Origin of the sequence: Limnoglobus roseus, assembly GCF_008254045.1 — a bacterium.
GTDB lineage: Bacteria > Planctomycetota > Planctomycetia > Gemmatales > Gemmataceae > Limnoglobus > Limnoglobus roseus.
In genome coordinates this window covers 4,489,988-4,515,499 of the sequence record NZ_CP042425.1, presented here as the reverse complement: position 1 = coordinate 4,515,499, position 25,512 = coordinate 4,489,988, and the positions used below count along the sequence as shown (strand labels likewise).

At 69.7% G+C, this 25,512-nt stretch carries 24 protein-coding genes and 1 pseudogene; 8 read left to right on the top strand and 17 right to left on the bottom strand.

Annotated elements, in window-relative coordinates:
- Positions 1-3: 3 nt before the first annotated feature.
- The 4 genes from PX52LOC_RS18810 to PX52LOC_RS18795 form a co-directional block, all read right to left on the bottom strand.
- Positions 4-276: a helix-turn-helix transcriptional regulator gene (locus tag PX52LOC_RS18810; protein WP_149111541.1), complete on the bottom strand. Its 273-nt coding sequence runs from the start codon at positions 274-276 to the stop codon at positions 4-6.
- 182 nt (positions 277-458) lie between these two features.
- Positions 459-3,065, bottom strand: a complete 2,607-nt coding sequence (locus PX52LOC_RS18805) for a phage/plasmid primase, P4 family (protein ID WP_149111540.1) — start codon at positions 3,063-3,065, stop codon at positions 459-461.
- A gap of 150 nt (positions 3,066-3,215) precedes the next feature.
- Positions 3,216-3,410 (bottom strand): helix-turn-helix domain-containing protein, encoded by a 195-nt coding sequence (locus PX52LOC_RS43955; protein ID WP_390637551.1) that lies wholly within the window; start codon positions 3,408-3,410, stop codon positions 3,216-3,218.
- Positions 3,411-3,692: 282 nt separating this feature from the next.
- The gene (locus tag PX52LOC_RS18795) at positions 3,693-4,334 is read right to left on the bottom strand and encodes a hypothetical protein (RefSeq protein ID WP_149111538.1); all 642 of its coding nucleotides are present in this window, start codon (positions 4,332-4,334) and stop codon (positions 3,693-3,695) included.
- Between the two features lie 747 nt (positions 4,335-5,081).
- Between PX52LOC_RS18795 and PX52LOC_RS18790 the strand changes: the two genes are divergently transcribed.
- Genes PX52LOC_RS18790 through PX52LOC_RS18780 form a run of 3 tightly spaced genes read left to right on the top strand, consistent with a single transcriptional unit; the run spans position 5,082 to position 7,722 of the window.
- Positions 5,082-6,104, top strand: coding sequence for a hypothetical protein (locus PX52LOC_RS18790; RefSeq protein WP_149111537.1), 1,023 nt, complete (start codon positions 5,082-5,084; stop codon positions 6,102-6,104).
- Positions 6,020-6,805, top strand: a complete 786-nt coding sequence (locus PX52LOC_RS18785; protein WP_149111536.1) for a hypothetical protein — start codon at positions 6,020-6,022, stop codon at positions 6,803-6,805. The genes PX52LOC_RS18790 and PX52LOC_RS18785 overlap by 85 nt, the downstream gene beginning before the upstream one ends.
- Positions 6,802-7,722: a plasmid pRiA4b ORF-3 family protein gene (locus PX52LOC_RS18780; RefSeq protein WP_149111535.1), complete on the top strand. Its 921-nt coding sequence runs from the start codon at positions 6,802-6,804 to the stop codon at positions 7,720-7,722. Before PX52LOC_RS18785 ends, PX52LOC_RS18780 begins: the two co-directional genes overlap by 4 nt.
- Before the next feature lie 332 nt (positions 7,723-8,054).
- Here the strand turns inward: PX52LOC_RS18780 and PX52LOC_RS18775 are convergent, their stop codons facing one another.
- Together PX52LOC_RS18775 and PX52LOC_RS18770 are read right to left on the bottom strand one after the other, a co-directional pair.
- On the bottom strand, positions 8,055-8,447 hold the full coding sequence (locus PX52LOC_RS18775; RefSeq protein ID WP_149111534.1) for a hypothetical protein: 393 nt from the start codon (positions 8,445-8,447) through the stop codon (positions 8,055-8,057).
- A 1,051-nt stretch (positions 8,448-9,498) separates the two neighbouring features.
- Entirely contained in the window at positions 9,499-9,792 is a 294-nt protein-coding gene (locus tag PX52LOC_RS18770; protein ID WP_149111533.1) for a hypothetical protein, read from the bottom strand.
- A gap of 413 nt (positions 9,793-10,205) precedes the next feature.
- Between PX52LOC_RS18770 and PX52LOC_RS18765 the strand changes: the two genes are divergently transcribed.
- Both PX52LOC_RS18765 and PX52LOC_RS18760 read left to right on the top strand, forming a co-directional pair.
- Positions 10,206-11,015 carry a DNA adenine methylase gene (locus PX52LOC_RS18765; protein ID WP_149111532.1) on the top strand — a complete coding sequence of 270 codons (810 nt, stop codon included), beginning with the start codon at positions 10,206-10,208 and terminating at the stop codon, positions 11,013-11,015.
- Between the two features lie 399 nt (positions 11,016-11,414).
- Positions 11,415-11,861, top strand: a complete 447-nt coding sequence (locus PX52LOC_RS18760; protein WP_149111531.1) for a transposase — start codon at positions 11,415-11,417, stop codon at positions 11,859-11,861.
- A gap of 1 nt (position 11,862) precedes the next feature.
- Here the strand turns inward: PX52LOC_RS18760 and PX52LOC_RS18755 are convergent, their stop codons facing one another.
- Together PX52LOC_RS18755 and PX52LOC_RS18750 are read right to left on the bottom strand one after the other, a co-directional pair.
- A complete protein-coding gene (locus PX52LOC_RS18755; protein ID WP_149111530.1) occupies positions 11,863-12,438 on the bottom strand; it encodes a hypothetical protein in 576 nt (191 codons plus the stop codon).
- A 139-nt stretch (positions 12,439-12,577) separates the two neighbouring features.
- On the bottom strand, positions 12,578-12,817 hold the full coding sequence (locus PX52LOC_RS18750; protein ID WP_149111529.1) for a helix-turn-helix domain-containing protein: 240 nt from the start codon (positions 12,815-12,817) through the stop codon (positions 12,578-12,580).
- A 107-nt stretch (positions 12,818-12,924) separates the two neighbouring features.
- On the opposite strand from PX52LOC_RS18750, the gene PX52LOC_RS18745 reads away from it, so the two are divergent.
- The gene (locus PX52LOC_RS18745; protein ID WP_149111528.1) at positions 12,925-13,944 is read left to right on the top strand and encodes a hypothetical protein; all 1,020 of its coding nucleotides are present in this window, start codon (positions 12,925-12,927) and stop codon (positions 13,942-13,944) included.
- Between the two features lie 98 nt (positions 13,945-14,042).
- On the opposite strand, the gene PX52LOC_RS40690 is transcribed toward PX52LOC_RS18745, so the two are convergent.
- From PX52LOC_RS40690 to PX52LOC_RS18705, 8 genes and pseudogenes are all read right to left on the bottom strand, one after another.
- Positions 14,043-14,654, bottom strand: coding sequence for a hypothetical protein (locus PX52LOC_RS40690; RefSeq protein ID WP_168219091.1), 612 nt, complete (start codon positions 14,652-14,654; stop codon positions 14,043-14,045).
- A gap of 122 nt (positions 14,655-14,776) precedes the next feature.
- Positions 14,777-15,280 carry a hypothetical protein gene (locus tag PX52LOC_RS18735; protein WP_149111527.1) on the bottom strand — a complete coding sequence of 168 codons (504 nt, stop codon included), beginning with the start codon at positions 15,278-15,280 and terminating at the stop codon, positions 14,777-14,779.
- Between the two features lie 11 nt (positions 15,281-15,291).
- Positions 15,292-16,665, bottom strand: coding sequence for a hypothetical protein (locus PX52LOC_RS40685; RefSeq protein WP_168218707.1), 1,374 nt, complete (start codon positions 16,663-16,665; stop codon positions 15,292-15,294).
- Positions 16,666-16,778: 113 nt separating this feature from the next.
- Positions 16,779-18,008 carry a vWA domain-containing protein gene (locus PX52LOC_RS18725; protein ID WP_149111526.1) on the bottom strand — a complete coding sequence of 410 codons (1,230 nt, stop codon included), beginning with the start codon at positions 18,006-18,008 and terminating at the stop codon, positions 16,779-16,781.
- A gap of 44 nt (positions 18,009-18,052) precedes the next feature.
- Positions 18,053-18,904 (bottom strand): hypothetical protein, encoded by an 852-nt coding sequence (locus PX52LOC_RS41665; protein ID WP_178132557.1) that lies wholly within the window; start codon positions 18,902-18,904, stop codon positions 18,053-18,055.
- Between the two features lie 46 nt (positions 18,905-18,950).
- Entirely contained in the window at positions 18,951-19,946 is a 996-nt protein-coding gene (locus PX52LOC_RS18715; protein ID WP_149111525.1) for an AAA family ATPase, read from the bottom strand.
- A gap of 205 nt (positions 19,947-20,151) precedes the next feature.
- A complete protein-coding gene (locus PX52LOC_RS40680) occupies positions 20,152-20,826 on the bottom strand; it encodes a hypothetical protein (RefSeq protein WP_168219090.1) in 675 nt (224 codons plus the stop codon).
- Between the two features lies 1 nt (position 20,827).
- Positions 20,828-21,990: pseudogene (locus PX52LOC_RS18705) on the bottom strand (IS3 family transposase).
- 199 nt (positions 21,991-22,189) lie between these two features.
- On the opposite strand from PX52LOC_RS18705, the gene PX52LOC_RS18695 reads away from it, so the two are divergent.
- Positions 22,190-22,438: a hypothetical protein gene (locus tag PX52LOC_RS18695; RefSeq protein WP_178132556.1), complete on the top strand. Its 249-nt coding sequence runs from the start codon at positions 22,190-22,192 to the stop codon at positions 22,436-22,438.
- 547 nt (positions 22,439-22,985) lie between these two features.
- On the opposite strand, the gene PX52LOC_RS18690 is transcribed toward PX52LOC_RS18695, so the two are convergent.
- Positions 22,986-24,020: a hypothetical protein gene (locus PX52LOC_RS18690; protein WP_149111522.1), complete on the bottom strand. Its 1,035-nt coding sequence runs from the start codon at positions 24,018-24,020 to the stop codon at positions 22,986-22,988.
- Positions 24,021-24,100: 80 nt separating this feature from the next.
- Here PX52LOC_RS18690 and PX52LOC_RS18685 point away from each other — a divergent pair, with 80 nt between their 5' ends.
- Positions 24,101-25,411 carry a hypothetical protein gene (locus PX52LOC_RS18685; RefSeq protein ID WP_149111521.1) on the top strand — a complete coding sequence of 437 codons (1,311 nt, stop codon included), beginning with the start codon at positions 24,101-24,103 and terminating at the stop codon, positions 25,409-25,411.
- The last annotated feature ends 101 nt before the right edge of the window (positions 25,412-25,512 follow it).

The following is a 25,512-nucleotide window of genomic DNA, read 5'->3' as shown; positions in this document are numbered from 1 at the left end:
ACTTCATCGTCGCCGCGCGGCGACGATCGCTTTCCACTGCGTCGTCCACTCGACGCGGCGGGGGCAACCCGCGTCGATCCACGCCGACAGTTCGCGTCGGTTCCACCCGACCGCCCCGCCGAGGTGAGCCGGTTCGGGCGTCAAGCCGGCAGCGTTCAGGCGGTCCCAGGTGGCAACAGAAACCGAACAGTACTCCGCCGCTTCCTTGCGGCGTAACAGACCGGGCACGAGATGGCCACGTCGGATTGGGGGACTCGGGTTGGTCGAAGAACTCATGAGATTCTCGTTAATAATGTTCGCGGGCAGTAGGTCGGTAGGCCGGAAGGTTCCGACGATCCGCGGGCCTTGATCGCCGGGGAACCGCTGAGCGGAAATGAACTCAGCCCTCTGTGTGGCGGGACGGCGTGGGGAGGGTGACGAGTGATTTCGCCGCTGCCACCCTCCCCACGCCACGCCCGTCAACACGGCGGCTGACGATCGCGGCGATCTCCTGCCCCTTCAGACGCTTGGTCCACTGCCCGCCCGGATGGAGGGGTGGCGGGTGGTTCGGCGGTGGCACCGACGGACGCGGAAGTCATCGCGCGAGGTTGATCGGTCTCCGATGCGCGATCAACCCGAAACTGCCTCCCGTCGCTCCCACCGTCCCACGCAGGGTGGCATTCGCACTCCGAGTCCGACAGCACGCGGACCGCGTACCGCTGGCGGGAGCACTTCTTCACGTCGAACTTCCTCTTCGCCTCGCGGCCGAACTTCTTCGGACCAATCAGGTATCGCTCGGCGTAACCCTGCTTTCGGAGCCAATCTTGGAAGGCGGCGTAGAACTCCGCTCCCGCGAGACTCGGAGCGGCGGTCGGCCGCACCCGTTCCGCGAAGAACTGTCCGATCAGATCCTCGTCTCGGCGGTACTCGGCCACGGCGTTCATCACCTCTTCGGGCGGAGTAACGCGGCGGCCGGCGGCGTAGAACCGGATCGCCGCCCGGACCATCGCGGCGAGGACGCCGGCCGCCGCGCCGCGGAGGCGGGTGGGCAGCGAGGCGTCCGCTTGGTCCTCCGGACGGAAGTCGCCCACGGGGTTGGCGAGGCAGTCGGCCGGCGTCCAGAACTTGCGGAGGAACTCGACCAGGCGCAGTCGCCGCCACGTCCCGTGGTCGGTCCCGCGAACCCGCGGCAGGTAGTTCGTCGCGAGAACCAGTTTGAACGTCGGGATGAAGCTGTGGAAGTCCTGCCGGCAGAATCTGGCCGTGATCGTGTCGGACCCCGTGAGCGACTTCAAGCGGCGTTCGTTCAGGCAGCCTTCCTCCTCGGTCTCGGAGCAAACGACCAGCCTCTTCCCCCGAAGGGATGCCCGTTCGGTCGGATGGCGGTCGGGCCCGCCGTCGACGAGGAGTTCGGGCGGCGCGTGGTACGTCAGGTCGTTGCCGAGGACGGCCCCCCACAACTCGAGCAGTACCGACTTGCCGTTCGAACCTTCCCCCGCGAACACGAGGTACGACTGGTCACAAGTTTCGCCCGTCAGGGCGTACCCGCCGAAGTCGCGGACGAACTGGGCCACGGCCGGCCGGCCGGGGAACAGGCCGTCGAGGAATCGGTCGTAAGCCGGGCAGGCCGCGTCCGGTTCGAACGCGGTTGGGCACAGCACGGTGAGGAAATCTTCGGGCGTGTGCGGGCCCAAGACGCCCGTGCGGAGGTCGATCGTGCCGTTCGCGACGTTCAGCAAGTGCGGGTGCGTGTCGAACACGTCGGCCCCGACGGGGACAAACACGCGGGGGTCGCTCCGGGCGGCGGCGAGCAGGCTCTGCACCGAACGCATGCTCAACCACTTTTCCACACCGCCCGTCAGAGCCCCGGCGTCGGACGGGGCGTCGGGAGACGTGGTCGCCTCGTTTGCCAATTGCCCTTCGGGATTTGACGCTTCGTTCTTGCGGAGACTTCCGCCGTGGTCGAATGCGAGGCGCTGGACGCGGATCCCCTCCGGATCGCGGACCCACCGCCGATCATCGAAAACGCACCAGGCGGCCCAATCCTCGACGTACCGCACCCGGCCACCGAAAAGATCGACGAACCGCCGGCCTCGCTCGGCGTCGGTCGGATCGGTGCCGCCGGCGTCGTCCGTGATGAGTGCCAAGACGGCATCGGGTGTGACCACTTCGGCGGCCGTCACGAGTTCGGCCGCGAGGGCACGGCCGCGGTCCGGCCACGGCGTCCACACTCGATCCGATTGAGTCAGCCACGCCCTAACGTCTTTCGCCCCAGCCGGCGGGAAGGCGATTTTGATCTGGCGGCCCAAGCCGCGGGCCAAGCGGCCCGCCAAAGACTCGGCGCCCTTCCGCCCGGGCCACGTTCCGTCTGCCTTTTGATCGTTCTCACCGATGACGTAGATTTCCCGCTCCTTGGGCATGTCCCGCAGCAGCTTCACGAGTTCATCGGCCCCGCCACAATTCGACGGCCGCCCGACGGCCGCCAACTCCGCCGCCGTCATCGCCAGCGCGTCGGACGGCCCTTCGACAAGGTACACGGGACCCTTCTGCGCCCGCCAGTAAATTGGCAGACAGAGCCCCCGGCGGCCCCCCTTCATCGCCTGCTTCCGCCCGTCCCGATACCGACGGATGACACCGACCGGCCGCCCTTGGGCGTCGCGTTCCGGGAACGTCCAGCAGCCGTCGTCAATGGTCGCGGCGCCGACGAACTTTACCTCGCTGAGGTAGCCGAGGCCGGGCAACCAGTCGAGGACTTCGACGGGCAATCTCAGGAGACCGGCAAGTTCAGTCCGGCGGTCCGGGCAAAACCGTTTCGCACATTCGGCGATGCGGGTCGCCCAGTCCTCGGCGGCCGACGCCGAGGCGGCTTGTCGGGCTTGGTTCGGGCGGCGGCCCCGCGCGTTACCGCCTCCGCCGGCCTCACGGTACAGGCCGAACTGATCGTCGCCGGCCGCCTGACCGAGGTACACGAACCCCTCGACGGCGTCCGAGTTGCGGCCGCAAATCAGCAGACCGCCGTCGCCGAAGGAACATTTGTGGTCGCCCCCGCAGACCCGGCACCTGTTGTCGGCCGTGACCGCAGTCATATTCTCGACCGGCCGGCCGTGTGATAAGATACCATCAACCATGGCGCAACTCCCGTTAAGAGCGAGCGTGTGGTCTCCGCGGGTCTGGCTGCAACCGGACCCGCGGTCTTTACTCCGGCCGACGCTCAACGACCGGCGAAACTTTCCGAACTACTGTCGTGGTCGGGGCTGCACGTCCCACTCGGTCCCGTGAAATACCGCCTTCAATGCGGCTTCGCGTAGGATCAACCAATGTTTTCCACGCTTCCGCGCCGCCCCCCGGAGCCGTCCGCGACCGAGCCAGAAGTACACGGTGCCTCGGCTCAAGCCGAGGAGTTCGGCGAACTGAGCGGGCGAGAGTACCATCGCCCCTTCATCGGCTCTGGCTCGGTCATCCGCGGCTATCGGTTGATCAAGTTGGAAATGCTTCGGCAGGGTCATGGCGTTCAGACCTCACGTGACGAACACATTTCAGCAGTTCCCGTCAGTTGTTCGCGGGCTGTAAAATAAAATAATCGCGCCCCCACACCTTCAGGGGCGTGGCAGGGTGGGAGAGAGGCATGTACCGTGGGCACCCGTTTGGGTACTGGCAGTTGACGATGTGAGGCAACGGACGAGCGGACCATAGAAGTGTGAAGAGAGAATAACCTACCACTCGGTCAACGGGTACACGTCGTCTGGGTCATACTTCTTGCGGCCAAGGTTTTTAATCTCTTTGTGAAGAGCCCCGACCCGCTCCAGACTCGTTCCGCTGAACCGTGATTGGCACGACTCCATCCATTTGACGAAGCCGCGAGGTAACGCGTCTGGAAACCGGCTCTTTAGGACTTGACCGACGTACACGATAAGAAAAATGGTCGCCAGTTGACCGTGATGTCTTATCCCGGCAAACTCGGGCGGCAGGGCATTCCGGACGGCTGCTCTTTCCTGTGCCCTCCGGATGTCTTCCAACAGCGGGTCGTTCTTTTGAAGGGGGTAATGGACGGGGACGTAGATGTGCACTCCGTGGAGCGTGTCGGGGACGCCGTAGTTCGTCGGGTACGGGTTGGGCAGGAGGAGGCGTTCGGGGTCGGGCAAGTCCCATGTCGTCAGCCCGGTAAGCCCCCACCGGCTCATGAAGCCGAGGGCATGTTCGGCGAACCGTTTCCTCGGCCCTTCCTGAAGACGCCGAATACTCATCGATTCGACCTCCTGCCGGAGGAACGGGAACGGGTAGCAGTCACCAACCGCGGCCGCCTCGTAAGCCGCCCTCAAGTCGTCCCGGTCCCTCTGGTAGACCGGATTGGTCATGAGCCAGCCGGCCACCCCGCGCAAGCGGGTTTGTTCTTCATCAAACTTCCGCTTCAGAACCAAGTTAGGGCCGCTCCGAATAACTCTGGACTGTCCGTCGACAGTCCCCTCCGACTCGAAGACCTCAGTTTGGGCATTGTCGAAAAGGCGGCTGCGAACGCATTGGCCGTTCCAGACCCCTTGTGCACGGGCCTGGGAGCAGAGCTGCGAGAACTGATGCTCGGTTTCCCACGTGCTGGTCAAGAACTTCGGTCGGAGGGCCGGCTCGTCCCACACCTCCAAGGGGATGGCGAGAAGCGGTTCCCCCGAGCTGAAGGACGCGACCCAAGTTCGATTCGCGCGTAGAAACTCATCCATATGGCAGGGGGCCTTCCGATACGAGGCGCGGCCCAGTGACTCTTTCGAGGTGCCCGGTGCAAGCATCGGTCCGTATGACCCTTTTGTACGGGCTCAGATCCTCGTGCCGGTCGTGCTCAACACCTTCGATGGCCTCTGAGAAGCGTCCGGGTCGCCGATCGTTCTGACGCCAAGTCGATACGGGGCTGCGGCTGCAAGTGGTGCATCGCATGTCCCGCGAACTGTCTGCCCCCCGCGCAGTTCACGGGGGCTGTCGCCACATGGCAAACGGCCCCAGCAGTGTGCCGAGCGAGCCACCCATCAACTTTGCGTACTATCGAGCTAGCGGCGATCAAACGTATCGGCCAATCTAAAGGACTTGGCCCGTGCCACCCCGATGGAGTTATAGCCATGTCCGACACCTTCTGGGATCTCCGCTTCGATTCGCCCGTCCGGCCACCGGACTGGCGGCCGCGGCTGGCCGCCGCCCTGCATCAGGCCCGGCTCGCGTTCGTCGCAACGCGGAAGCCGGACGTGCCCGACGCGCTCGTGCGGAAGCTGCTCACCACCCAGTACGCGTGGGGGTGGGACGCCCCGACGGTCGACGAGTGGTCGGCGATTACCGCCGCCGAGCGGTGGCAGCGAACGGCCGCTTCGGACGACCGACTCATCCTGCAAGCCCGCCTCCTCGCCCGGGAGGCCGACGAGCAAATCGGTCCCCGCCTCGGCCTCCCCGCGGTCGTCGTCGGGTTCGTCGAGAAACTTTTTTTCAACTGTCGCGATCGGCTCGACTGTCCTGCGTTCGTTCGCAACAGTCTGCTCGGCGCCCCACTCCGGCCGACCGCCGAGTCCGTGCTGAAGTCGGTCGCATACTTCAACGGACCGGACGCGCTCGACGAGGCCATTCTGGCCTTCGCCGAGTCGCGATTCGTCAAGGTGCCATCGACGCCCGCAACGGTTGCAGACCACCAAACAGCGGTCGACTGGGCCCGTCGCCGGTGCTGGTGGGCGGCGGCCATGCTTTCGCCGTTCGACCTCAACCTCGAAGCCCTGGCCTTGGTCAACGAAATCGGGTCGAAATCGGGGAACACTTTTTCTCGCCTCCGGCTCTCCGACGCGGCATGGTCGCTTCACCCGAACCCACAGCCCAGTAACCAGATGCGGCCGGAACTCGCCACGCCGCCGGAGGCCGAAACGGGCCCCGAACTCCGCGTCCACGCGGCCAAACGTCAGGGCCGAAAAGGTCGCCCAAAATTTGACCTATCCAGCGATTTTTCGAGGAGTTACGATCGATTGATCGCGGGGCACGATCAACGTGATTTGGCCCTCGCGTACGGGCGCAACAAATTATGCAAAAAAACAAAGTCCGAGCCGATCGGCGGGCGTTCACCCGCGTCGTCCGGCGCGACGGACGGGCCGTCCGCCAGTCCGTGAGGGCCGGTCCGGCCGCGGACTATCTGAACGCGAAAGTCGACTTGGATCGGGTCGAGCGGGCGGCGGTAGTGAAAGCGATCGAAGTGTTGACCGCCGCACTCACACCGAGCCAGGCGGCGTTAATCGCCTACCGAACCGCGATAGGCGGCCTGGTCACCGGGCTCATGCACACCCGCGGGTATCGCTTCACCAAGCCTTTTTGGCGGAAATGTCAGATGTCCGTGGAGTTGTTCACGAAGCTGGACGGGGCCGCCCCGCACACGGTCGCCGAGGTCGCGGCCGTGACTGACGTCGGCCGGGACGCCCGGGCGGCGTGGTTGGACCTGCTTGTCGGTGGCGACGAGGCCCGGCGGGCCGCGCTCACGGCGGAACTGGCCGCCCGACGGGCCGGGTGGGCGACGCCGGCCGACCCGCCGGCCGTGATCCTGCTCGCCGACGTGCTGATGCTGACGTGGCTGGAATTCACCTTCTACTCGCGGGAGTCGGCCCGGGCGTGGGCGGAGCGGCTGCCCGAGGAATTGCGACAACTGTACGCCGATCGGTCGGCTGCGGCCGACCGGCGGCTGGCCGAACTCCACCGCGACTTGGTCGCCGTCCGGGGGGCGATGATCGAGTGGGCGGTCCGTCTGGAAGAACTCGCCGTTTTGCGGAAGGAGGCCCGACGGCGGAAGCGGGTCGGGACGGGGGGCCGCGGGCGATGACTGAGCACGATTCCGAGGCGACGGCGACCCTCGCCCTGACGGCCCGCCAGCGCGAGACGTTACTCGCCTTCGACCCGTACTTCCGCACGCTCCACGACCGGCTCGTCGGTCTAGAAGGCAACGTACGAGGCATCGTCGTCACGACGGCCGAGCTTGCCGACTTGGCGGCAGACCTGGAAGACTTGGCGGACGTGGCCCGTGCCCCGCACGCCCGCCGGCTCGCGGCCGTCCGCCGCCGGGTCGACGCCTGCCGCGAACGCCGACAAAAGACCGACAACTGGTTTGCGGCCGCCACTGCCCCGCCTCCGCCCCGAGAACCGATCCCGGGGCTGGTATTTCAATTTCGCGTGACACTCCTCGGCGTTGATCCGCCCGTCTGGCGGACGCTGTTGGTCGAGGACGACGACCTGTACGCCTTTCACCACGCCATTCGGACGGCAATGGGCTGGACGCAGGACGTCGAGCGGCACCGGTTCGACGTCGGCGGGAGATGCTTCGGCCCCTGGACCGGGTACGGGAACGACGGGCCGCACGGGTGCGAGGACGAGCGGGCCGCGTACGTGAGCGACGTGTTCGGCGACGGGAAGGCGGCGGCGGGAGCGTGGGTCTACGACCTGACGGCCGACTGGCGGCACGAATTACTGCTCGAAGCCGTCGTGCCGTGGGATTTCGACATCGACTATCCGACTTGCCTGGGCGGCGAGGGGGCGTGCCCGCGGGAGGGAGCGTGCCCACCGGAGACGGCGGGCGGGCCCGGGCTCGACCGGCCAGTCTTGGATGAAGACGAACCGCTGCCCGCAATAGCCGTGGGGGACCTGGCCGTTGAGCGACAGGCGTTCGACCCTGCAGCCGTGAACTCGCGGTTGACCGATCTGCCCGGTCAGGTTTACCGCTGGCGCCAGGGGTGGATTGGGTGATGCCGTCGCACGTGTCGGCGAGCGGGCGGATCATCACCGGGCGGGCTGGCGATCGGACCTCGCGGCGGGCACCGGCAACGGAATCCGGCCCACCATGGGCGCCGGCTACTGGCTCAGTGTCAGCGGAGGTCGGGGCTCAGGGGCACGTATGCCTGTGATCGGGCGCGGGAGCAAGTCGTCGTTTCGACCTCGCCCCGTGGCGGCAAGAGGATCGATCGCTCCTCCAGCCCGTCAACGTTCTGATCCCCATACGGTAGGATGGGATGCGGGGTGTGACTTTCCTCGTGTCGTGAACGGCACCCGGTCCGATCCCTGCCGCCAAGAATCAAAGACTATACCTCATCCAAACGGGGTGTTGGATTTCTCGCCTCAAGAATTACACATTCCGCCCAACCGCGGAACGCGGCTTCGAGTTTGGCCGGCGAGATGCCCGTCAACGGATCGCCCAAATGGATCGTACTCTGGTGAACTCCGCCCGGGATCCGCAGCCCTTCGAACTCGTCGGTCAACGCATCACACGCCGCCAGTTCGGCCCACGCGGGGTCGCTGTCGGGGAGCGATTCGGCGAAGGCCGCCACCGCCTCGATCGATTCCGCGTGGCAAAGATTCTTGTCTACGCCGTGCCGCTGCCGGGCCTCGAGTTCCATCGCCTTGTGACGGCGCCAGTTTGCTTTCTCGGTGAAGTGATCCCGCACGATTTGACGAATTTGCGCAACCGACGCCATAGTCCTTTCTCCTAATCGAATGGGACAGCGGCCGCGGGTGTGGCCGCGGTCTCAAGTATAGTCGGGAGGACGGTGTTCGTCATTTTCGCAAAATGGGCTGACGATGGGAATGGATTTGGGTGTATACCAGGGCCGTTATTGTTAAGCCGAGGCTCCGAAGCCGCCGCGTCCACAGTTCGCGAATGCCCGTCACAACTCGACCGTTCGCCTACTATCTAATTGACGAACCGCGGTGACTTTGGGAAAGGTTGGGCCGGGCTACCCGTCCGCCGGACTTTCGACAACCACGGCGGTCCTCCCGATGGGAGGATGGGAGCAACGGGAGGCTGTTCCCGGTTGATCGCCCCAGACCGGCCGATGGGCATGGCCTTCCAATCGCGAGCGGCACAGTCTGGTGTCCCCTTGTCGGGGGCGAGATCCCCAACGGATTTCGGTTTTCAAGTGTGTGACCCCACCCGGAAGGTCGAAGAAACGGATCATAGACATTCGGCTCCGTTGATCGGAGCGGAAGTCCGCGGCGAGGACACGATCCCTTCCCGCCCCATGGGGTCGGAACGACTCGGCCGAGGGACCCGTCCGGAGGGGTACGAACCGTCCATCGGCCCCGACCGCCCCGAAGAAGAGTCGCGATCTCCGGAATACGCCCCGCAGCTCGGACCGGCACCGGGTGGTCCTCCGAAACAAACTCGGCAACCCCGCGGGCGAAGGACCGCGTGCGCCTCAACCGGTCGTTCGCTCCCGTTCCTCCCACCCTCCCTCGGCCTCCCACGCCGGCGGGAATGTAACCCCTCCGTCCGGCTCAGACCGACGACGATGACTACCCCGGTTCGGTGCCGTCCATGTCCATTGCGGAGCCATGACGCGGTCGAAGAGGAGTCGTGTTGAGCTCGCGGCTTCCCACGCGACCGAGCCGGGATCACGTTCGCCGCCTCCCCTTCCGGCGATCCCTCGGCCCCACCGCGTCGCGGCCTCCTCGCCCCGGCATGGTTGCCAAGGCCGCCCGTGCGGCCCGGCCCCGAGTCGCCGCGCGGCGATTGTGGTCGCCGCCGGGTTAGACCGCCGGGGCGATCCCGGCCCGGATCGCCCGCAGCTTTCGGGCGAGTTGGCGGCACCGCTCGCGGTGTTGCCGGCCCTGCCGCGGCCGCGGGTTCTCCACCACCACCTGCAGGGCGGAGACCTCGGCGGGGGAGAGCCAGAGGGCCTTCTCTTCCGCCCCGATCAGGGCGTGGACTTTCGGAAAGAGGACGGGGATAGTCATGAGTTCCAGGTAGAGGGCCGACCATTGGCCGAACGTCAGCGGGAGCTTGCGGGCGACGGCGGCCGGGGGGATGTCGACGATGACCACGGGAGGCTCCGGGAGGCGGGCACGGATCAGGCCTCCAGTATGCAGATTCCCGGCGTCTTCACGAGACGAGTTTTTCGATTCCGGTTCTGCCCCCCGCAGACGTAGCCTGGCCCCGGGACCGCCCGCCCGCCGCGATGAAAAACGCCGGTTACGTCTCGGCGGTCGCGACCGCGGCGGGCGACCGATTGCGTGCGGCCGGCGAAGTGGGCGACCGGGACACGGCTGTCACCTTGCCGGCACCCGGTCCGAGACCCGGGTCGCCGGGCCGACGGCGGGGTAGGGACTGTTGATGGTTACTCGTCCGACCGGTTATTCCGGCCGGGATCAAGACAAAATGAATTATTATGTCGAACTTGGCCTGGCGCGCGACCGGGGAGTCGTTACGATCGGTAGGACCATCCCAGAGCACACCCATGCCGACCGCCCGACCCCGCTTGTCCCCGCCCCTGAAGTCCCACGACGGCAAGTCAGACCTCGCCGCGGCCCTCGTCGACATGATGCCCCCGCACATACATTTCGTCGTGCCGTACGCCGGCGGCCTGGACGTCCTCCTGGCGAAGGACCCCGAGGGCGTGTCCGAGGTCGTCAACGACGTGGGCCGAGAGCTGACCACGTTCTGGCGGGTCCTGGCCGACCCGGCCCGGTTCGACCGGTTCGCCCGGTTCGCCCGGGCGGCCCCGGTCGGCGAGGCCGGGTGGCGGGACGCGGCGGCCGCGGGCGACGACCCGGTGGCGGCCGCGGCCGCCTTCTTCGTCCGGTGCCGGCAGTCACTGGCCGGGCGGACGGGCGACTTCGCCCCGCGGTCGCGGGCCCGCACCCGCCGGGGGATGAACGAGCGAGTGTCGGCGTTGCTGTCGGCCGTCGACGGGCTGCCCGCGGTGTACGCCCGGCTGCGGCGGGTGGTAATCCTCGACCGGGACGCCCTGGCCGTGATCCGCGGGCAGGACGCGGCCGGCACCCTGTTCTACCTCACCCCCCCGCCCCCGGCGGAGACGCCGGGGGCCGCGGCTGCGGCCTGGGACGAGATGCCCGCGGACCGGCACCGGGAATTGCTGGCGGCGGTCCGGGCGTGCGCGGGGAAGGTGCTGCTCTCGGGGCACTCGTCGGCCTTGTACGACGCCGCCCTGGCGGACTGGAACCGGCGGGAGTTCCGCCTGCCGAACCAGGCCGCGGGGGGCAAGACGAAGCGGCCGACGACCGCGGTCGCGTGGTCCAACTTCTAGCGCGGGCGGCGGTCTCGACTCCGACCGTGCGACGCGGGCCGGGCCGTCTCGGGGTTACAAGAATGGGGCCGTCGAGTGGCGGCCGAACCGACGACGGGCCGGGCGTTGGCGGAGGGATCGCCGCGCGAGATCGTGCCTTGCTCGACGCCCTTTGCCCAAAGGGCGTCGAGCAAGGAAAAAATTGTCCACGAACCGAACGGAGGTCGGAGGGGAGTGAACATTGGGGATCGGCATTGAGAAAGGGGTCTTCAGCACCTTGGGCGGGGACCGCCGTACAAGTTCCGGCCCTGCGGCTACCTCACGGCCGAGCAAGTTCAAGAAACCGGGTACGACGATCCGCACCTCGAATATCACGCCTCACGTGGCAATTCCAAGCGGATCGATCACGCCCCCAACCGCATGACCGACATCCCAGCCGGCGAACACGATGACCTGGTCCGGTGGCACCCCGGGAGCCGCAACCAACAAGACGGGCCGCGGCCCGCGGCCGAGGGCCGCGGGGCCTTGATCGACACCGGGGGCGGCGAGAGTCGACCGACCTGGAGGTCGTTCATCGACAACGCCCCGTGGCACCGCGGCCAGGCGATCGACGCGGCGTTGGCCGACCACCCGCACCTGGCGTTCTACCGCCTGCCGAGCTACAGCCCGCAGTTGAACCCGGTCGAGCGGTTCTGGCGGGTACTCCGGCGGCGGGCGACCCACAACCGGCTGTTCGAGACGGCGTCCGACCTCAAGGGGTCGATCCGCAACAGCCTGTGCTACTTCCAAACGGTGCGAAGGCGGATGACGTCGTTAGTCAACGACTGCTTCCCGGCACAAAACGCGACAGCATCACCGACCTCGTGAATTAGACCGGCGGTCGGGCGAGAAAGCGGTCGGCCGGGTATGCCTCGCGCAGCACCCAAAACGGTGAGGGGTCCGTCGGGTCCTTGAGTCGCAGGTCCAAGGCCCACGGCTCGTCCGGGGGGACGATGAACTCGAACCGATCCCGCAGGATCGCGACTTCGGTCGCGATTCGAGCGGTGTCCGGTTCGCCCACGGCTACATACCCGTTGCGGCCCCGCAGTTCCACCCCGATCGCCTGCATCGGGATGACCCCGAAGTAGACGGACCACCATTTCGACTCTCCGCGGGGGTCGAGTGCCCGCATTTGCCGCGGCGTCACTCCGAGGTCCCGCCACACGGCCCGAGCCGGCCGGAGGAGCGGGTCGTCCGCGGCGACCTCGCAGCGGTAGCGGACGGCCTTCTTCGGCTCATTCTGCCCGCCCCCCCAGCAGTTCAACTGGTGCGGGTCGGTCTGGGTGGTCAGGTTGACCCCGGAGCGGCGGGCCGCGGTGAACGATGCGATCTCGCCCACGGATAATCCCGACGAGAGGATTGGGGGAAGGTGAAACAACGTCGAGTAGTGGAACAGCGTGGGCACGTTCGGTCTCCGAGTTTTCCCTGATTTCTGGTCACCGGAGCCGCCTTCGCGGTGGCACTCCGGGGCCGACTCCGATGGCGAGGCACCGCGGCCATACTGGGCGGATTCGTTTGCGGCGACGGGCCGGCCGAGAGGTCGGTCACCCGGCGTCGACGGCCGCGAACAACTCGGCCATGGTGACTTGGAGCGCGGCGGCCAGCCGTTCGACGTTGATCAGGGACAGGTTCCGCGTCCCCCGCTCGACGTCGCTCAGGTACGTCCGGTGGATGCCGGCCGCCGCGGCGAGGTCCTCCTGGGTCAGGCCGAGGGCCTCCCGGCGGACCTTGACGGCCAGCCCGAACCGCTCCCGCACGTCCGCCCGGCCCTTCTTTTTTCCCATGCCCCCGAGGGTGACAGCGTGTAGACTATCCGTGTATCGACCATGAGTGACATTCCGGCCCGCGGTCGCCGCGCGGCGACCCCGCCCGTCCCCCCCCGGAGGATCCCATGCCCGCCCTCGTTCGCCGCGCGATGGTCTTCGCCGCGGCGGCCCTCGTCGCCGCCCCGGCCGTGGCCGACCCGCCGCCCCGCTCCCGGGTCGAGGACCGCCCCCGGTTGGGCAAACGCCTCGCGGACGCGATCGCCCCGATCGCCCGCGTCCGCCCCGGCGGTCCGCCCGGGGCGTCGCCGCTCACCCTCCTCGAGTTGGCCGACGACCTCACGTGGGGCACCCCCGGCCCGGCCCTGACGGGCACCGGCCGGCCGGCGGTCGCGGCCGCCCACTGGGTCGTCACGTTCCGCGTCCCGGACGTGGCGTGCGAACAGGCCTGGTTCAACTCGGCGTTCGGCGTCGAGGTCCCGGGCACGCGGATCCGCCACGCCGTCCGCATCGACTGCCTCGTCCACGGGTGGGCCCCGGCCGCCGGCCCGGCGTTCCGGTGGGACGCCCGGCACGCCGACCGGCTGGAGGTCCGCCTGCCCCGGTTCGAGCGGTTCACGGCCGAAACGCCGGCCGGCGCCGAGGCCGCCTTCGTGACCGACTACGGCCGGCTCAAGCCGCAATTCCTGTACGGCGAGGTGGCGGCCGGCCACCGCCAGGAGCTGTACCGGGTGGCGACGGGGTTGGCGTGCGACCGGCTCGCGGCCGACCTGGCGGCCGACCAAACGCTCCTGGCGGCGGAACTGGCCGAGGAGTTGCGGCAGGCGCTGCCCCAGTACCGGGCGACGGCGTTCGCCGACGCGGACGGGCCCGGCCTGACCCTGGCCGCCTTCTTCCCACCGGCCGCCCCGGCGGGCGGGCCCCCGGGCCTGCGGTCCGTTGGCGGGGCCGTCCTGGCGATCGCCGGCCTCGTCGCCGTGGCCGCGGCGGCGTGGTGGGGCGGCCGGCGGAGGGGGTCGCTGGCGATCCGATTCCCCCGCGGGTGGTTGGCGGTCATCGTCGGCGTCACGGTGGTCGCGGGCGCCGGCGGCTTGGCCGGCTGTAGCAGTCAGCAGTCGGGCCGGGAGCGCGTCCAGGGTGACCGGTAGTCGCCGGGCCGCCCGGTGCCGAAGGCGTCCGCGGGCTAAAAAAAATTGACGGGCAGCCCCGGAAGGGGCCGCCCGTCGTCGGTTCCGACGGTGGCGGGTCAGGCCCGCCACGGGCGGGCCACCGTGCGGCACCAGAGGCCTGCCTGGACGGCGAACGTCGCGAGCCCGGCCCCGACGCCACTCAGGGCGGTCGCGACCGGGTGCGAAGCGAGGGACACGGCCGCGACGGCGACGCCGACGCCGACGGCGACGCCGGCCGCCCGCTTCAGGTGCCACGCCACGTGGCACACCTGCCGCACGGAGCGAGCCTTCGCGGCGGTCGCCGCGGCCCACGCCTTCACCCGCTCGGTCCGGACCCGCACGGCGGCGATCGCCGTCCCGACGAGGTCCACGACCCCGGCCCGCACGGTGGCGGACGCCGTCCGGCACCGGGCGAGGAAGGCCGCCCGCCGGGACGAGCCCGGGGTCGCGGGGGTAACGGTCGGGACGGGCGGGGCGACGGCCTGGCGGAGGGCGGCCAGCGTCGCCGGGTCGGCGAGGGCGTCGGCGACGAGGCGGCGGAGGGCGTCCGCCATCCCGTCCCGGACGGCGTCGCGGACGGCCTCGGGGAGGGCGTCGGCGAGGACGTCGATGATGCCGTCGAGGCGGTCGAGTTGGTCGGACAGTTGCTTGCGGGGGCGGCCGTTGTGGCACGCGGTCGTCACGCTCATGGCAGGTCTCCGGGGAGAAGGGGTGGGGGAAGCGGATCGGGCACCGCCGCCGGGCGGGCCGGGCCGGACCCGCGGACGGACGTCCCGGGGCTGGGCACGTGAACCGGGCGGCGGTCGAGCGATCAGTCGGTCGCGGGGGGGACGAGGTCGGTAGCGGCGGCCACCGCCCCGAGGGCGGCGACGACGGTCGGGTGACCGGTCAACGCGGCGAGGCCGGCGGCCAGGCCGACGCCCAGACAGGGCCATCCGGGGAATCGCCGGCGGAGCAGCCACCGGGCGGCGAGCACCCCGGCGGACACGGCCGCCGGCCACGTCCGGGCGACGGCGTTGGACGGCGTCGCCGACCGGTCGACGGACGCAACATCGTCTTCGTCGTCTTCGACGGCCGGGTCGTCAACGTCGTCGTCCCAGCGGGCGGTCGCCGGTCGGTACGGCCGGTGGGGGGATGGCGGTGGGGTCGCGGGGCGGCCGCGGACGGCGGCGGCGAGCAGGTCGTTAACGGCCTCGGCCACGATCCGGCCCATCTCGGTGGCCACGGCCTCGCGGACGCGGGCCTTCAACTGGACGAGGGCGTCGGTCAGCCGCACGAGGCGGTCGCGGACGTGCGGGATCAGGGGGTGGGACACGGCGGCTCCTTTCACGGGCCGAGGTTCAGGGCCTTCAAGCTGGAGTAGACGGTCGCCAGGGTCTTCTGCTCCTTCTTCTTCGCCTTGAGCATCGTCACCAGGCGGCCGGCCGCCTGCGTGGCCTCGAACAGGTGCGACCGCAGGGCCTCGGCCTCGGCGAGCGGGTCGCCGGGGTCCGCCGGGTCGGGTCGGTCGCGGGCGGGGCCGTTGGGCTCGGGGAGTTTCATGGGGGAACGGGCCTCCGAAGCGGGGTGGGGGCGGGGGTTCGCGGGCACGAGGGCGGCGACCGGGGCGTGGGCCGCCACGATCGCGTCGGGGGGCAGTGTGGCGGCCAGCCAGGTCAGGTCGTCGCCGCACGCGACGACCGGCCGGTCCGCGCCGGCGACGCGGATCGTCGAGCACCCGAGGCGGACCGCCCGGAGGAGGAACGCCCGGTCGACGGCGACGCGGGTCGGGCCGTTCGTGACCCGCGACCGCGACAAGACCACCTCGGCGGTCTCGCCCGACGCCCCGTCCCGGCCGCGGACGACGGGCGGGCGACCGGGGGCGAGGTCGAGGGTCACCGGGCGCTTCTCGTCGCGGTGGCCGGGCAACGTCGGCAGGCCGGTGGCGAGGGCCACGGCGTCGGCCGGGTCGAGCGAGACGGTCGTGGGCCTCGGCGTCCGCGGCACCACCGCGGAGACGTCGGGGAACCGGCCGGCGGCGATCCGGAGGAACGCCGTCCACGGCCCCGCCCGGACGACCAAGTGGTGGTTCGTCCGGCCCACGGCGACGGTCGCCGCCTTTGCCCACTCGGCCGATCCGAACAGCGGCATTGCCGGGACGAGGAGGGTTTCCGCGAACGGGAACGCGAACCCCGTCTTCCAGTACGCGGTGACGCCGTCGGACGCGATCACGTCGCCGGTGTCGCCCCGTACCTGCACGCGGTTCAGGGCGTACCGGTTGGCTTCGCGACTCGTGGTCCGCCCGGCCTCGCTCAGGGCGGTCACGAACGCGATTGGCACCGGCGACAGCACCGTCGGGTCGGACGGGACCGCGAGCTCGGGGCCGGGCGGCGTCACCGCAACGGTCTCGACGCGGGGCCCGCCGTGGTCGGCCCACCGGACCTCGGCCCGCCGGCCGACCACGGCGATCGTGACCGGGTCGTCGCCGGGTGACTCGGCCCCGTCGAACACGTCGCCGGGCAACGCGACCGGGTCGAACGGGTCGGCCGCACCGGGCCATCGGCCGGTCAGGACGACCTCGCCGTGGTACGCCGTCAGGACGGCGTCGATTCGGTCACAAGAGACGGTGAGCGGCGGGGCGAGACCGTGGCGGCGGCCGCCGGCGCACGTTCGACCGAGCGCGCGGAACGCCCGCAGGAACGGGCGGGGGACGGTGAGCACGCGTCACCTCCGGGGTTGGGACTCTCGCCACCGGGCCGGCGGCGAGGTCGGGGTCAGGAAGGGAAGCGACCCGGCCGCTGGGCCGGGTCGCAGGGGAAGGGTCGAGGGTCGTGTCAAGCGGTCACGCGGACACGTGTGCCGAACGGCGGTTGTGACGGGGTGTCGCCGACGACGGCCCACAGGACGGGCACGCCGGGCGGGCGGTCGGGGAAGCGGGTCTCCAGGTCGGTCAGGCAGACGACGCACGCCGGCGACATCCCCTGCCGGTCGACCCAGTCGAACACGCACTCATGCGCCGTGCCCCCGCCGCCGACCGGGGCTAGGACCAACGGCCCGTCCCCCGACCGCCAGGTCTGAACGCCCTGGACGGCGGTGTCGTGGTACAGGACGGTGGCGGCGCAGTCGAACGCCGACAGGATCTCGTCGACGGCCCCGGCGAACACGGCCAACTCCGCCGGCCCGACCGACCCGGACGTGTCGACGGCGATGACCACGTCGCCGAGTTCCTCCGACCGGAGGCCGGGCAGGTACAGGCCCTGCCACAGGAACCGGCGGTTCGGCCGCGACCACGCGTAGTCGTTGCTCGCCGTGGCCGACACGAACGCCCGGAGGACGGCCCGCCAGTCGACCGGCGGGCGACGGACCGCGTCGACCGTCCGGGCGATCCCGGCGGGCATCTCGCCCCGGCCCTTGGCGACCTGCTCGGCCTGGACGACAGCGACCTGCCACGCCGCGGCCGCCTGCTCGCCCGCCGCCGGCGACCCGGCCGCCGGTTCCGTCACGCCGCCGCACCCGCCGGGGTCGGGGCCGCCATCCTCCTCGCCGGCGCTCTCGGCTTCCCCGCCGCCCGCCGGCGGCTCGGCGAGGCGGGCGTAGTAGTCGTCCGCCGACTTGCCGTGCGGCAAATCGGCGTACCGACCCTCGCCCGGCAGGAGGCGGGACGCCGGCAGGGCGAACCCGGCGGCGAGGAGGAGGGGGTTGACGGCCAGGTCGCACGCCACGTTCCACCGGGCCGGGTCGCGGGCGCCCCGGCGGAACGGGTGGGCGAGGGCGTTGTGCATGACCTCGTGGGCGAGCACGCCGACGAGTTCGTCCGGGCTCAGGCCGGTCACGAACCGCGGGTCGTACGCGAGGGCACGGCCGTCCGTGGCCATCGTCCCGCACGCCCAGTCGACTTCCGGCGTCAGTCGCAGGGCGAGGGTGGCGAAGAACGCGCTCCGCGCGTCCCGGCCGAGGATGAGCGTCGCCCGCGCGGTCGCGAGGCGTCGGGCCGCGGCCTCGGCGGCGGCTTGCTTGGCGGCCTCGGCCTCCAGGGCGGCGAACGGGTCGGGGGCCGTGGTCATGGTCACTCCTTTCAACGGTGAGGGTGAATCGAGACGGGGTGCGGCTACACGCCGACGGCCGCCGCAGCCGGTTGGGCGGCGAGCAACAGGGAGGCGGTTGCGGCGGCCTGGTCGGCGACGTCGACGGCCCGGTGCAGGTCGGCCAGGCCGACGGACAGCAGGTCCTCGTACAGCAGGACCTTGTCCCGGAGGTCGTGGGCCTGCTGCCGCCGCGTCTCCAACGCCCGGCCGCCGAGGTCCCCGGCGGCGACCTCCTCGGCGATCCGGGCGGTGGCCGCCCGGACCTCGCCGACGACGGCGTCGCGGACGGCCCGGACGGCGTCGGCGTCGAGGCGGTGGCGGATCAGGTACACGGCACTCGGCCGCCCGTCCGACGCCGCCTCGACCGCCCTCGCCACCGCCGCCCACGCGTCGAGTTTCGGCCCCGGAATCCAGTACACGGCCCCGGTCGGCCGCAGCCGCGTCCCGCCCAGGGACTCGACCACCCGGACGAGGCACGCGGACAGTTGGGCGGCGGGGATGCGGCCGGCGTGCCGACGGAAGGCGGCGTCGACGACCGCCGCCCGGTCGTCGAACGGGTCGTACTCGACCGTGGACAACGCGGCGTCGCGGACGCGGGCGACGAGGGCCGTGGCGTACGCGTTGGCGTGCTTGCCCCGCTCCTCCTTAACGACGGTAAACCCGTCCCGGTCGGCGAGCGGCCGGATCAAGACGCGGGACCCGCCGAGGGCTTCTTCAAGGGCGTCCTTGAGGACGCTGGCCGGCGGCCGCGGGTCGGGGACGTATTGCTCCAGGCCGAGGGGCGTGAGGCCGGCCCGGAGGCGGTCGCGGTCGGTGAACTCGCAGGCCGTCCAGAAGGCGACGGCCCCGCCCGTGTCGAGGCACGATTCGATCATGAGCATCTCCCAAAGAAGGAATGAGGAAGGCCGAAAGAAAGCGTCGCTAGGCAGCGAGGAACAAGCCTTTGGTGCGGGCCTGGGCGATCCACTGCTGGACGATGGACAGGGAGGCGAGCTTCGGCTTCACGGCGAGGACGTCGCGGAGGGCGAGGAGGGCGAACTCGTCGGGCAGCCGCAGGGCGTACTGCACCAAGCCGTGGACCGGGGCCGCGTCCGCCTTGCACTTCTCGGCGATCGCCCCGACGAGGGCGTACAGCACGGCCGGCTCGCGGGGCACGGCCGTCGTTTCCGGCTGCCGGCCGATGGCGTCCAGGTCGGGCAGCTCGCGGTACAGTTGCAGGAACCCGACGAACTCGGCCGCCGGGCCGTCGCCGACGCACCCGGCCACCACCCGGTGCAGGAGGTCAGCCGGCGTCCCGGCCAGGACGTCGGACACGAACGCCCAGCTCCGCGGCGTGGGGAACGCCCGCGGGCTCGCCGCCGGGTCGAACTGGCTGAGCAACGCCGGCCGGTACTGCAGGAACGCCCGGACCTCGGGGGCGACGCCGTTGACCACGGCCCACGCCTGCCAGTCTTCCGGCGAGACGTCGAGGTCGAGGTGGACGAACCGGTTCAGGAGGGGGGTGATGAGGCGGTGCGTGCCGGCCCGGTCCTCCTGGCGGTTGCTCGCGGCGACGACGGCCCACCCGGGCGGGAGCTCGTACTCGCCGACCCGGCGGTCGAGGACGAGTTGCAGGCACGCGGCCTGGACGAGCGGCGGGGCCTGGGCCAGTTCGTCGAGGAAGAGGACGCCGTCGCCGGCCCGGGGGAGGAAGGCCGGCGGGCACCACTCGGCCCGGTCCTTGGTGACCTTGGGCAGGCCGCGGAGGTCGACCGGGTCGAGGAGGGTCGCCCGCACGTCGACGAGTTTTAGCTTGAGGGCGTCGGCGGCGTGCCGGACGACGGCCGACTTGCCGACGCCGGGCGGCCCCCACAGGTAGACGGGGCGGCGGGTCGGGAGCAGGGCGCACAGGGCGTTCGAGACGTCACGCGGTCGCATCAATCACCTCCACGGGAAACGGAACCGCCCCGGCGGAAGCCGGGGCGGTGGGTTGAACGGGGGAACGCGAGGGGTAACACACCCGCTCAAGAAGTGGTGACGCAAATGGCCTGGAAATTAAGAGACTTCTCGCTGGTCGCGACAGGTCTTAACCGCCTGCGCCGATTGAGCTTCTCAAGAAATCCCGCCTGTGCCTCTTTGGGGGTTACCACACCAACCCATTGAGGACACAGGCATGGACGCCGCTCGTGTTCGCGTTCTCCGGCAGAGTTGTGCGCCGAAGTCCTTCCCTTGCCCACACTGCGGCACACCCGGGCGGCGGAAGGACACACATTCGCGAGCCGTTCGCGACATCGCGTTCGGCCAGATCGTCGTCATCGAATTGACGGTCGGAGAATACCGCGCCGCCTGTGCCTCCTGCAAGACGTTCCGTTCTCACGTCGAAGGGATCGAACCACGAGCCGAGTACACCAACCGCGTCCGGGACGCCGTCATCGACCGACTCCTCGATGACTGCATGAGCCTCCATCGCGTGCAGCAGGCGATGCGCCGTGACTTCTTCCTCGACCTGTCCGATGGCTTCCTCTCCGACTGCCTCGACTGGAAGGTCCGCCAGGCCGACATGCCCGGATACCGCCAGTGGACGCTCAAGCACTTCTCGGGCACCCTGTACATCGACGAGTTGCACTTGGGCCATCGCACGCTGCTCCTGGCCACCGACCCGCTCGGCGATTTCCCCGTCGCCTTTGCCCTGGTCCGGGCCAACGATCAGGATCACATGCGGCGGTTCCTGAACAACCTCCGAAACCACGGCTTCTGGCCCCGGGTGGTCGTCACCGATGGCTCCAAACTGATCTTCCCCGCGGAAAGTGGACAACACGTTAGCGGTTGTTTGGGTCGTGCGTCCGTTCGAACTCCGCCGGGGACACATACCCCAGCGTCGAGTGCCGACGGACGCGGTTGTAAAACACTTCGACGTACTCAAAGATCGAGGCCCGTGCCGCGTCTCGTGTGGCGTAGGTCTCGCCGTGGACCAACTCCTGCTTGAGTCGGCCGAACGTGCTCTCGACCACAGCGTTGTCCCAGCACTGGCCCACCCCGCTCATGCTCCAAACCATCCCGTGCCGGCGGAGCTCGGCTTGGTAATGCGCGCTGGCGTACGGGCTCTCGCGGTCCGAGTGGGCGATCAACCCGGCCGGAACGTCACGTTGCCCGACGGCCAGGTCGAGGGCGTCCACCACCAGTCGGCTCGTCATCGCCTCCGCCATCGCCCACCCCACGATCCGTCGCGAGAACAAATCCACCACGAGGGCGAGGAATAGCCAGCCTTCGAGCGTCGGGATGTAGGTGATGTCCATGGCCCACTTCTCGTTCGGCCCGGCCGCCGTAAAGCCGCGGTCGAGGACGTTCTCCGACACCGGGTGGCGGTGATTCGAGTCGGTCGTGCGAACGAATCGCTTCACCGTCTTCGCCCGAAGGCCGTGTGCCTTCATCGCCTTCGCCACCGTGTTGACGCAGCAGGCGACGCCACGGGCCTTCAACTCGACGGCGAGGCGGGGGCTGCCGTACCGCCCCCGCACCTCGGCGTGAACGGCCCGCATGCGGCCGACTAACTCGTCCCGCCGAACCGCCGTCGGGCTCCGGGGACGGTTCGCCCGAGCGTAGTAGCCCGAGCGGGACACGCCCAGCGCGCGGCACAACGCCGCGATCGGATATTCGCCACGGCGTTCTTCGATCCAGGCGAAGATCACTTCGTCAGGGCGGCGAAGAACGCCGTGGCTTTTTTCAGGATGTCGCGCTCCATCTCTAGCCGCTTGTTCTCGGCTCGGAGGCGGCGGTTCTCTTCTTCGAGGGGTGTGAGGTGGCCGGTTCCGGGGAAGGCGACGACCCCGTTGGCGAGGACGGCCTTCTTCCACTCGTGGAGGCGATTCTCGGACACCCCGAGCCGCCGGCCGACCTCGGCCACAGACAACTTCTGGTCGGTGATCATTTTCACGGCTTGGAGCTTGAACTCCGGCGTGTACGTCGTCCGCTTGCTGGCCATCGGTGTGCTCTCCGGGTTGTGGGAGTCTACACCGCTTTCCTGCTGCCCACCAAACCTGGGGAGGCTCAAAACTGTACCCCGCGGTCCTGGCCGAACTGTGGCCCAACGCCCGTCACCAACTCGGGTCAACGACCCTCGGTACCGGGCCGATCCCGATCTGGCTCAGGCGTTGGGGCTGCTCGGGGCCGAGAAGTTCGAGATGATGATGACATTTCTCCATAGCCCGGTCGCCAAACGGGTGCGAACCAACAACCATGTCGAACGAACCAACCGCCGCCTGCGGCACTTCGAGAAGGTGCGGTACAAGTGGCGGCGGCGGCGGACGATCGTGCGGTTTATCGTCCTCGCTCTCGAACGCTGGCATCACCGGCGAATCACCCAAGAACAACACAAGGACGCCCGGGATCAGAAGCCGCACGCACGATTACCCGGGAAACAGGCCGCCTGAAGTTGTCGCGTCCACCGAGAAGCCTCTCTAATACTGCAGGAATTGAACGGAGCGCTGTCGCAGTTCAGCATCAATCTTCGGCCATCACGGATTGAACGCTTCAACCGATAGGTGGGAGGGTTCGAATCCCTCCCTCTCCGCTGTCTGATCGGCCCTTGGGACGCAAGTCGCTGTCCCAAGGGCTTTTGCCTTTCTGAGTCGTCCTCAGAACCCCCGATTTGTGGCACCGTTTGTGGCACTTTGTGGCGGGAGGGTTCTCTGGGGATGACATGGCTACGTCCAAATCGTTCCGCGTTGGCAAGGTCCAAGGCTACCTGCGAAATCGAATCTGGTACCTGTGCTACCACGAGGCCGGCCGCCGCCGCCGGCCGCGGGTCGGTCCCGACCGCGACGCCGCCAAGCAACTCGCCGCCCAGATCAACGGGCAACTGGAGGTCGGGGCCCCGTCGGCCCTCGGCTTCGAGCCGGTCACCGTCCCCGACCTGCGGAGGCGGTGGCTCGACCACCACGAGTACACCCTCCGCTCGTCGGTCCAGTCCATTAATCGCTACCGCACCGCCACCGACCACCTGCTACGCTTTCTGAACGTCCGGCCGGTGCGCCACGCCGGCCGGCAGGGGACCGTCAGCCACTCGGCGGTCAGGTCGGCTCGAAGCAGGTGGCACGGCTCCGCCGCCCGCAGCCCGCACAGCAGCATTGGCACGAACAACTTCAACTGGAAGGCGTCGCATGCGCGGACCAGGTCGGCCGCCATGGGGGCCGTGACGTCGGGCGCCGCCAGCGGGTCGCCGACGAGGCCCCCCCCCTTGCCGCCGGACCGCAGGAACGGGTTGCGGAACGCGTCCGGCAGTAGGCCGCCGCCGGCCGGGTCGGCCGCCCACGCGAACGCGGCCCGCACCGTGTCGAGGACGTAACGCTGGCCCCGCATCGGCCGCGGACCGCCCGGCCCGGTCCCGCCCACGGTTCGCTCCGCTAGGAACGCGGTTAGCCCGAGCCGGAAGTCCCGGTCCGCCCGGACGGCGGCCGGGTATCGCGTCGCGGCCGCGGAGGTGGCGCAGTACGCCAGGTAGTGGTCGAGGGCGGTGCGGTACCGGGCGGCGGTTTTCGGGGCGACCTCCCCCGCTTGGGCGCGGCGGTCGACGTCCGCCAAGAAGCGGGCGACGAGGTCGGCGTGGCCGACCCGCGGGGCCGCGCCGACGCCGGCCGAGCGGACCGCGGTCACCCGCTCGTCTACTTGGCGGGCGCGGAGGAGGGCGGCCAGCAGGTCGCCGTCGACCCGCTCCGACAAGTTCTTCCGGGCGGCCGGGTCCCACCAGTTCAGTACATAATGCGTGTCCGCCCGGCGGTAGACGCGGACCTTCCGCGGGGGCGTGATCCCCGGCGGGAACGCCGTCAGCCGCACCCAGCGGTGCTTCTGGCCGTACCGGTCCGCCCAACCGCTCGCGGGCTCGTCGGCGGGAGTCATTCGTAAAGGGTTTGCGTGGTCGTCCATGACGCGGTCGGGGCTGGAACGGCCGTCCGGCGTCGAACGTCTCGACCGGCCCGTCGGCTCGCCCGGTAGGCATGTGCGCTTGGCAGGCATGTGCGCTCGGCCCGTTTCCGCACCACCGGGGAGACGCGGCCCGTCTCGCGTACGACGCTCGCAGGGCGGGAGGGAAGTCGATGGCTCGGTCCGGCGAAAATCGAACTCGCAACTTGGAGGTGCCGATCGCGGTCGGTTCCCAGACGTTTCAGTTCCGCCTGCACACCCGGCCCCTGGATCTCGGTCCCGCCCGCCGGGTGACGTACTACTGGATGGACACGTCCCTCTTCCGCCGCTTCGAGGCGGACGCGGCGTTCGAGCAGTTCCGGGCCGTGGTCGGGCACGGGATTGCGGTCGCGCGGCGAGTCGACGCGGCCGAGCCACTCGACCGGCAGACCCAGTACGCGTGCGCGACGTGCTACCCGCTCGTCGCGGACTCCCGGGGCATGCAGGCCGCGTACCGGGACGCTTACCTGGCCCCCGGCCGGACCCGCGAGGACGACGCAGAACTCCCCGACGACCAGCGGGGGCAGATCCGGCAGGTCGTCGGGGCGCGGGACGGCGGGTTGGTCCGGGCGGCACTCGACGAGATCCTGGGCCGGTTCGATCCGCCGGAATGGGTGAGGCCGTTCTTGCAGGAGGCGTTCCAACGGTGGGTCGGGAGCGGCGTGGTTCGCCTCCGCCAATCGGGCCTGGACGGCATGGAATCGTTCGTCCGGGAGGTCGACGGGTGGATCGCCCGGTACCGCCGAACCGGCGGCAACGCGTGGGTGCGGCACTTCGTGAACCTGTTCGCTTACGAGTGCAAGGTGGCGTTCTACTCCTTCTACGCGGCCGCGTGGCAGGCCCTCATCCCGTGGCTGGTTCGGCATCGCGGTCTGGACGCGGTGAGCGAGCGGTTCCTCCGCTTCTGGCACCACCAGAACCCGACCACCGCCGGCCCGGGCGGCCGGGACGCGTTCAACGGCCAAGTGCTGGCCCTCCACCCGCTCTCGGGCTTCCTGATGACGGACCCTGCCCTGCTCGCCGTCGCCGGTCGCTTCTTCGCGACCGGCGCCCACGACCGGGTCATGGTCCGCGACGAAGTCACGTCGTGCCCCGAGTACTGGGACCTGATCGGCGTGATCCTGACGGCCGCCTGCAAGTACCGCAACGCCCTCGATCGCCAGGGGCGTGACCGCGGTCGCGGAGGAGAGGTTACCCTGTCAGGCCGCGAGGCCGGGTCGGCCGACGGGGACGAGGGGCCGACCGCGTTCCTGCGGGACTACGTTGCGAGCTTGAACATCCCGTGCCGGGGGTGCCGGTCGGTCCTCGGCCTGGCGTCGTTCGAACCAGCCGGCGAAAGAGCCGAGGAATTCCGCGTCCATCTCGCGTGCGGGGCGTGCCGGGCTGCCGAGACACGCGTCGTCACGCGGGCCGAGCTCATCAGTTGGTTCCGGCCGGGCGAGTGACCCCGTTCCGCCGCGGCCGAACTTCTCAGCAATTTTCCCTTCTACACACGGCGCGCATGCCTACCGGCCGAGCCGGCCGGTGCGGCTCTCGGTCGTGGCGT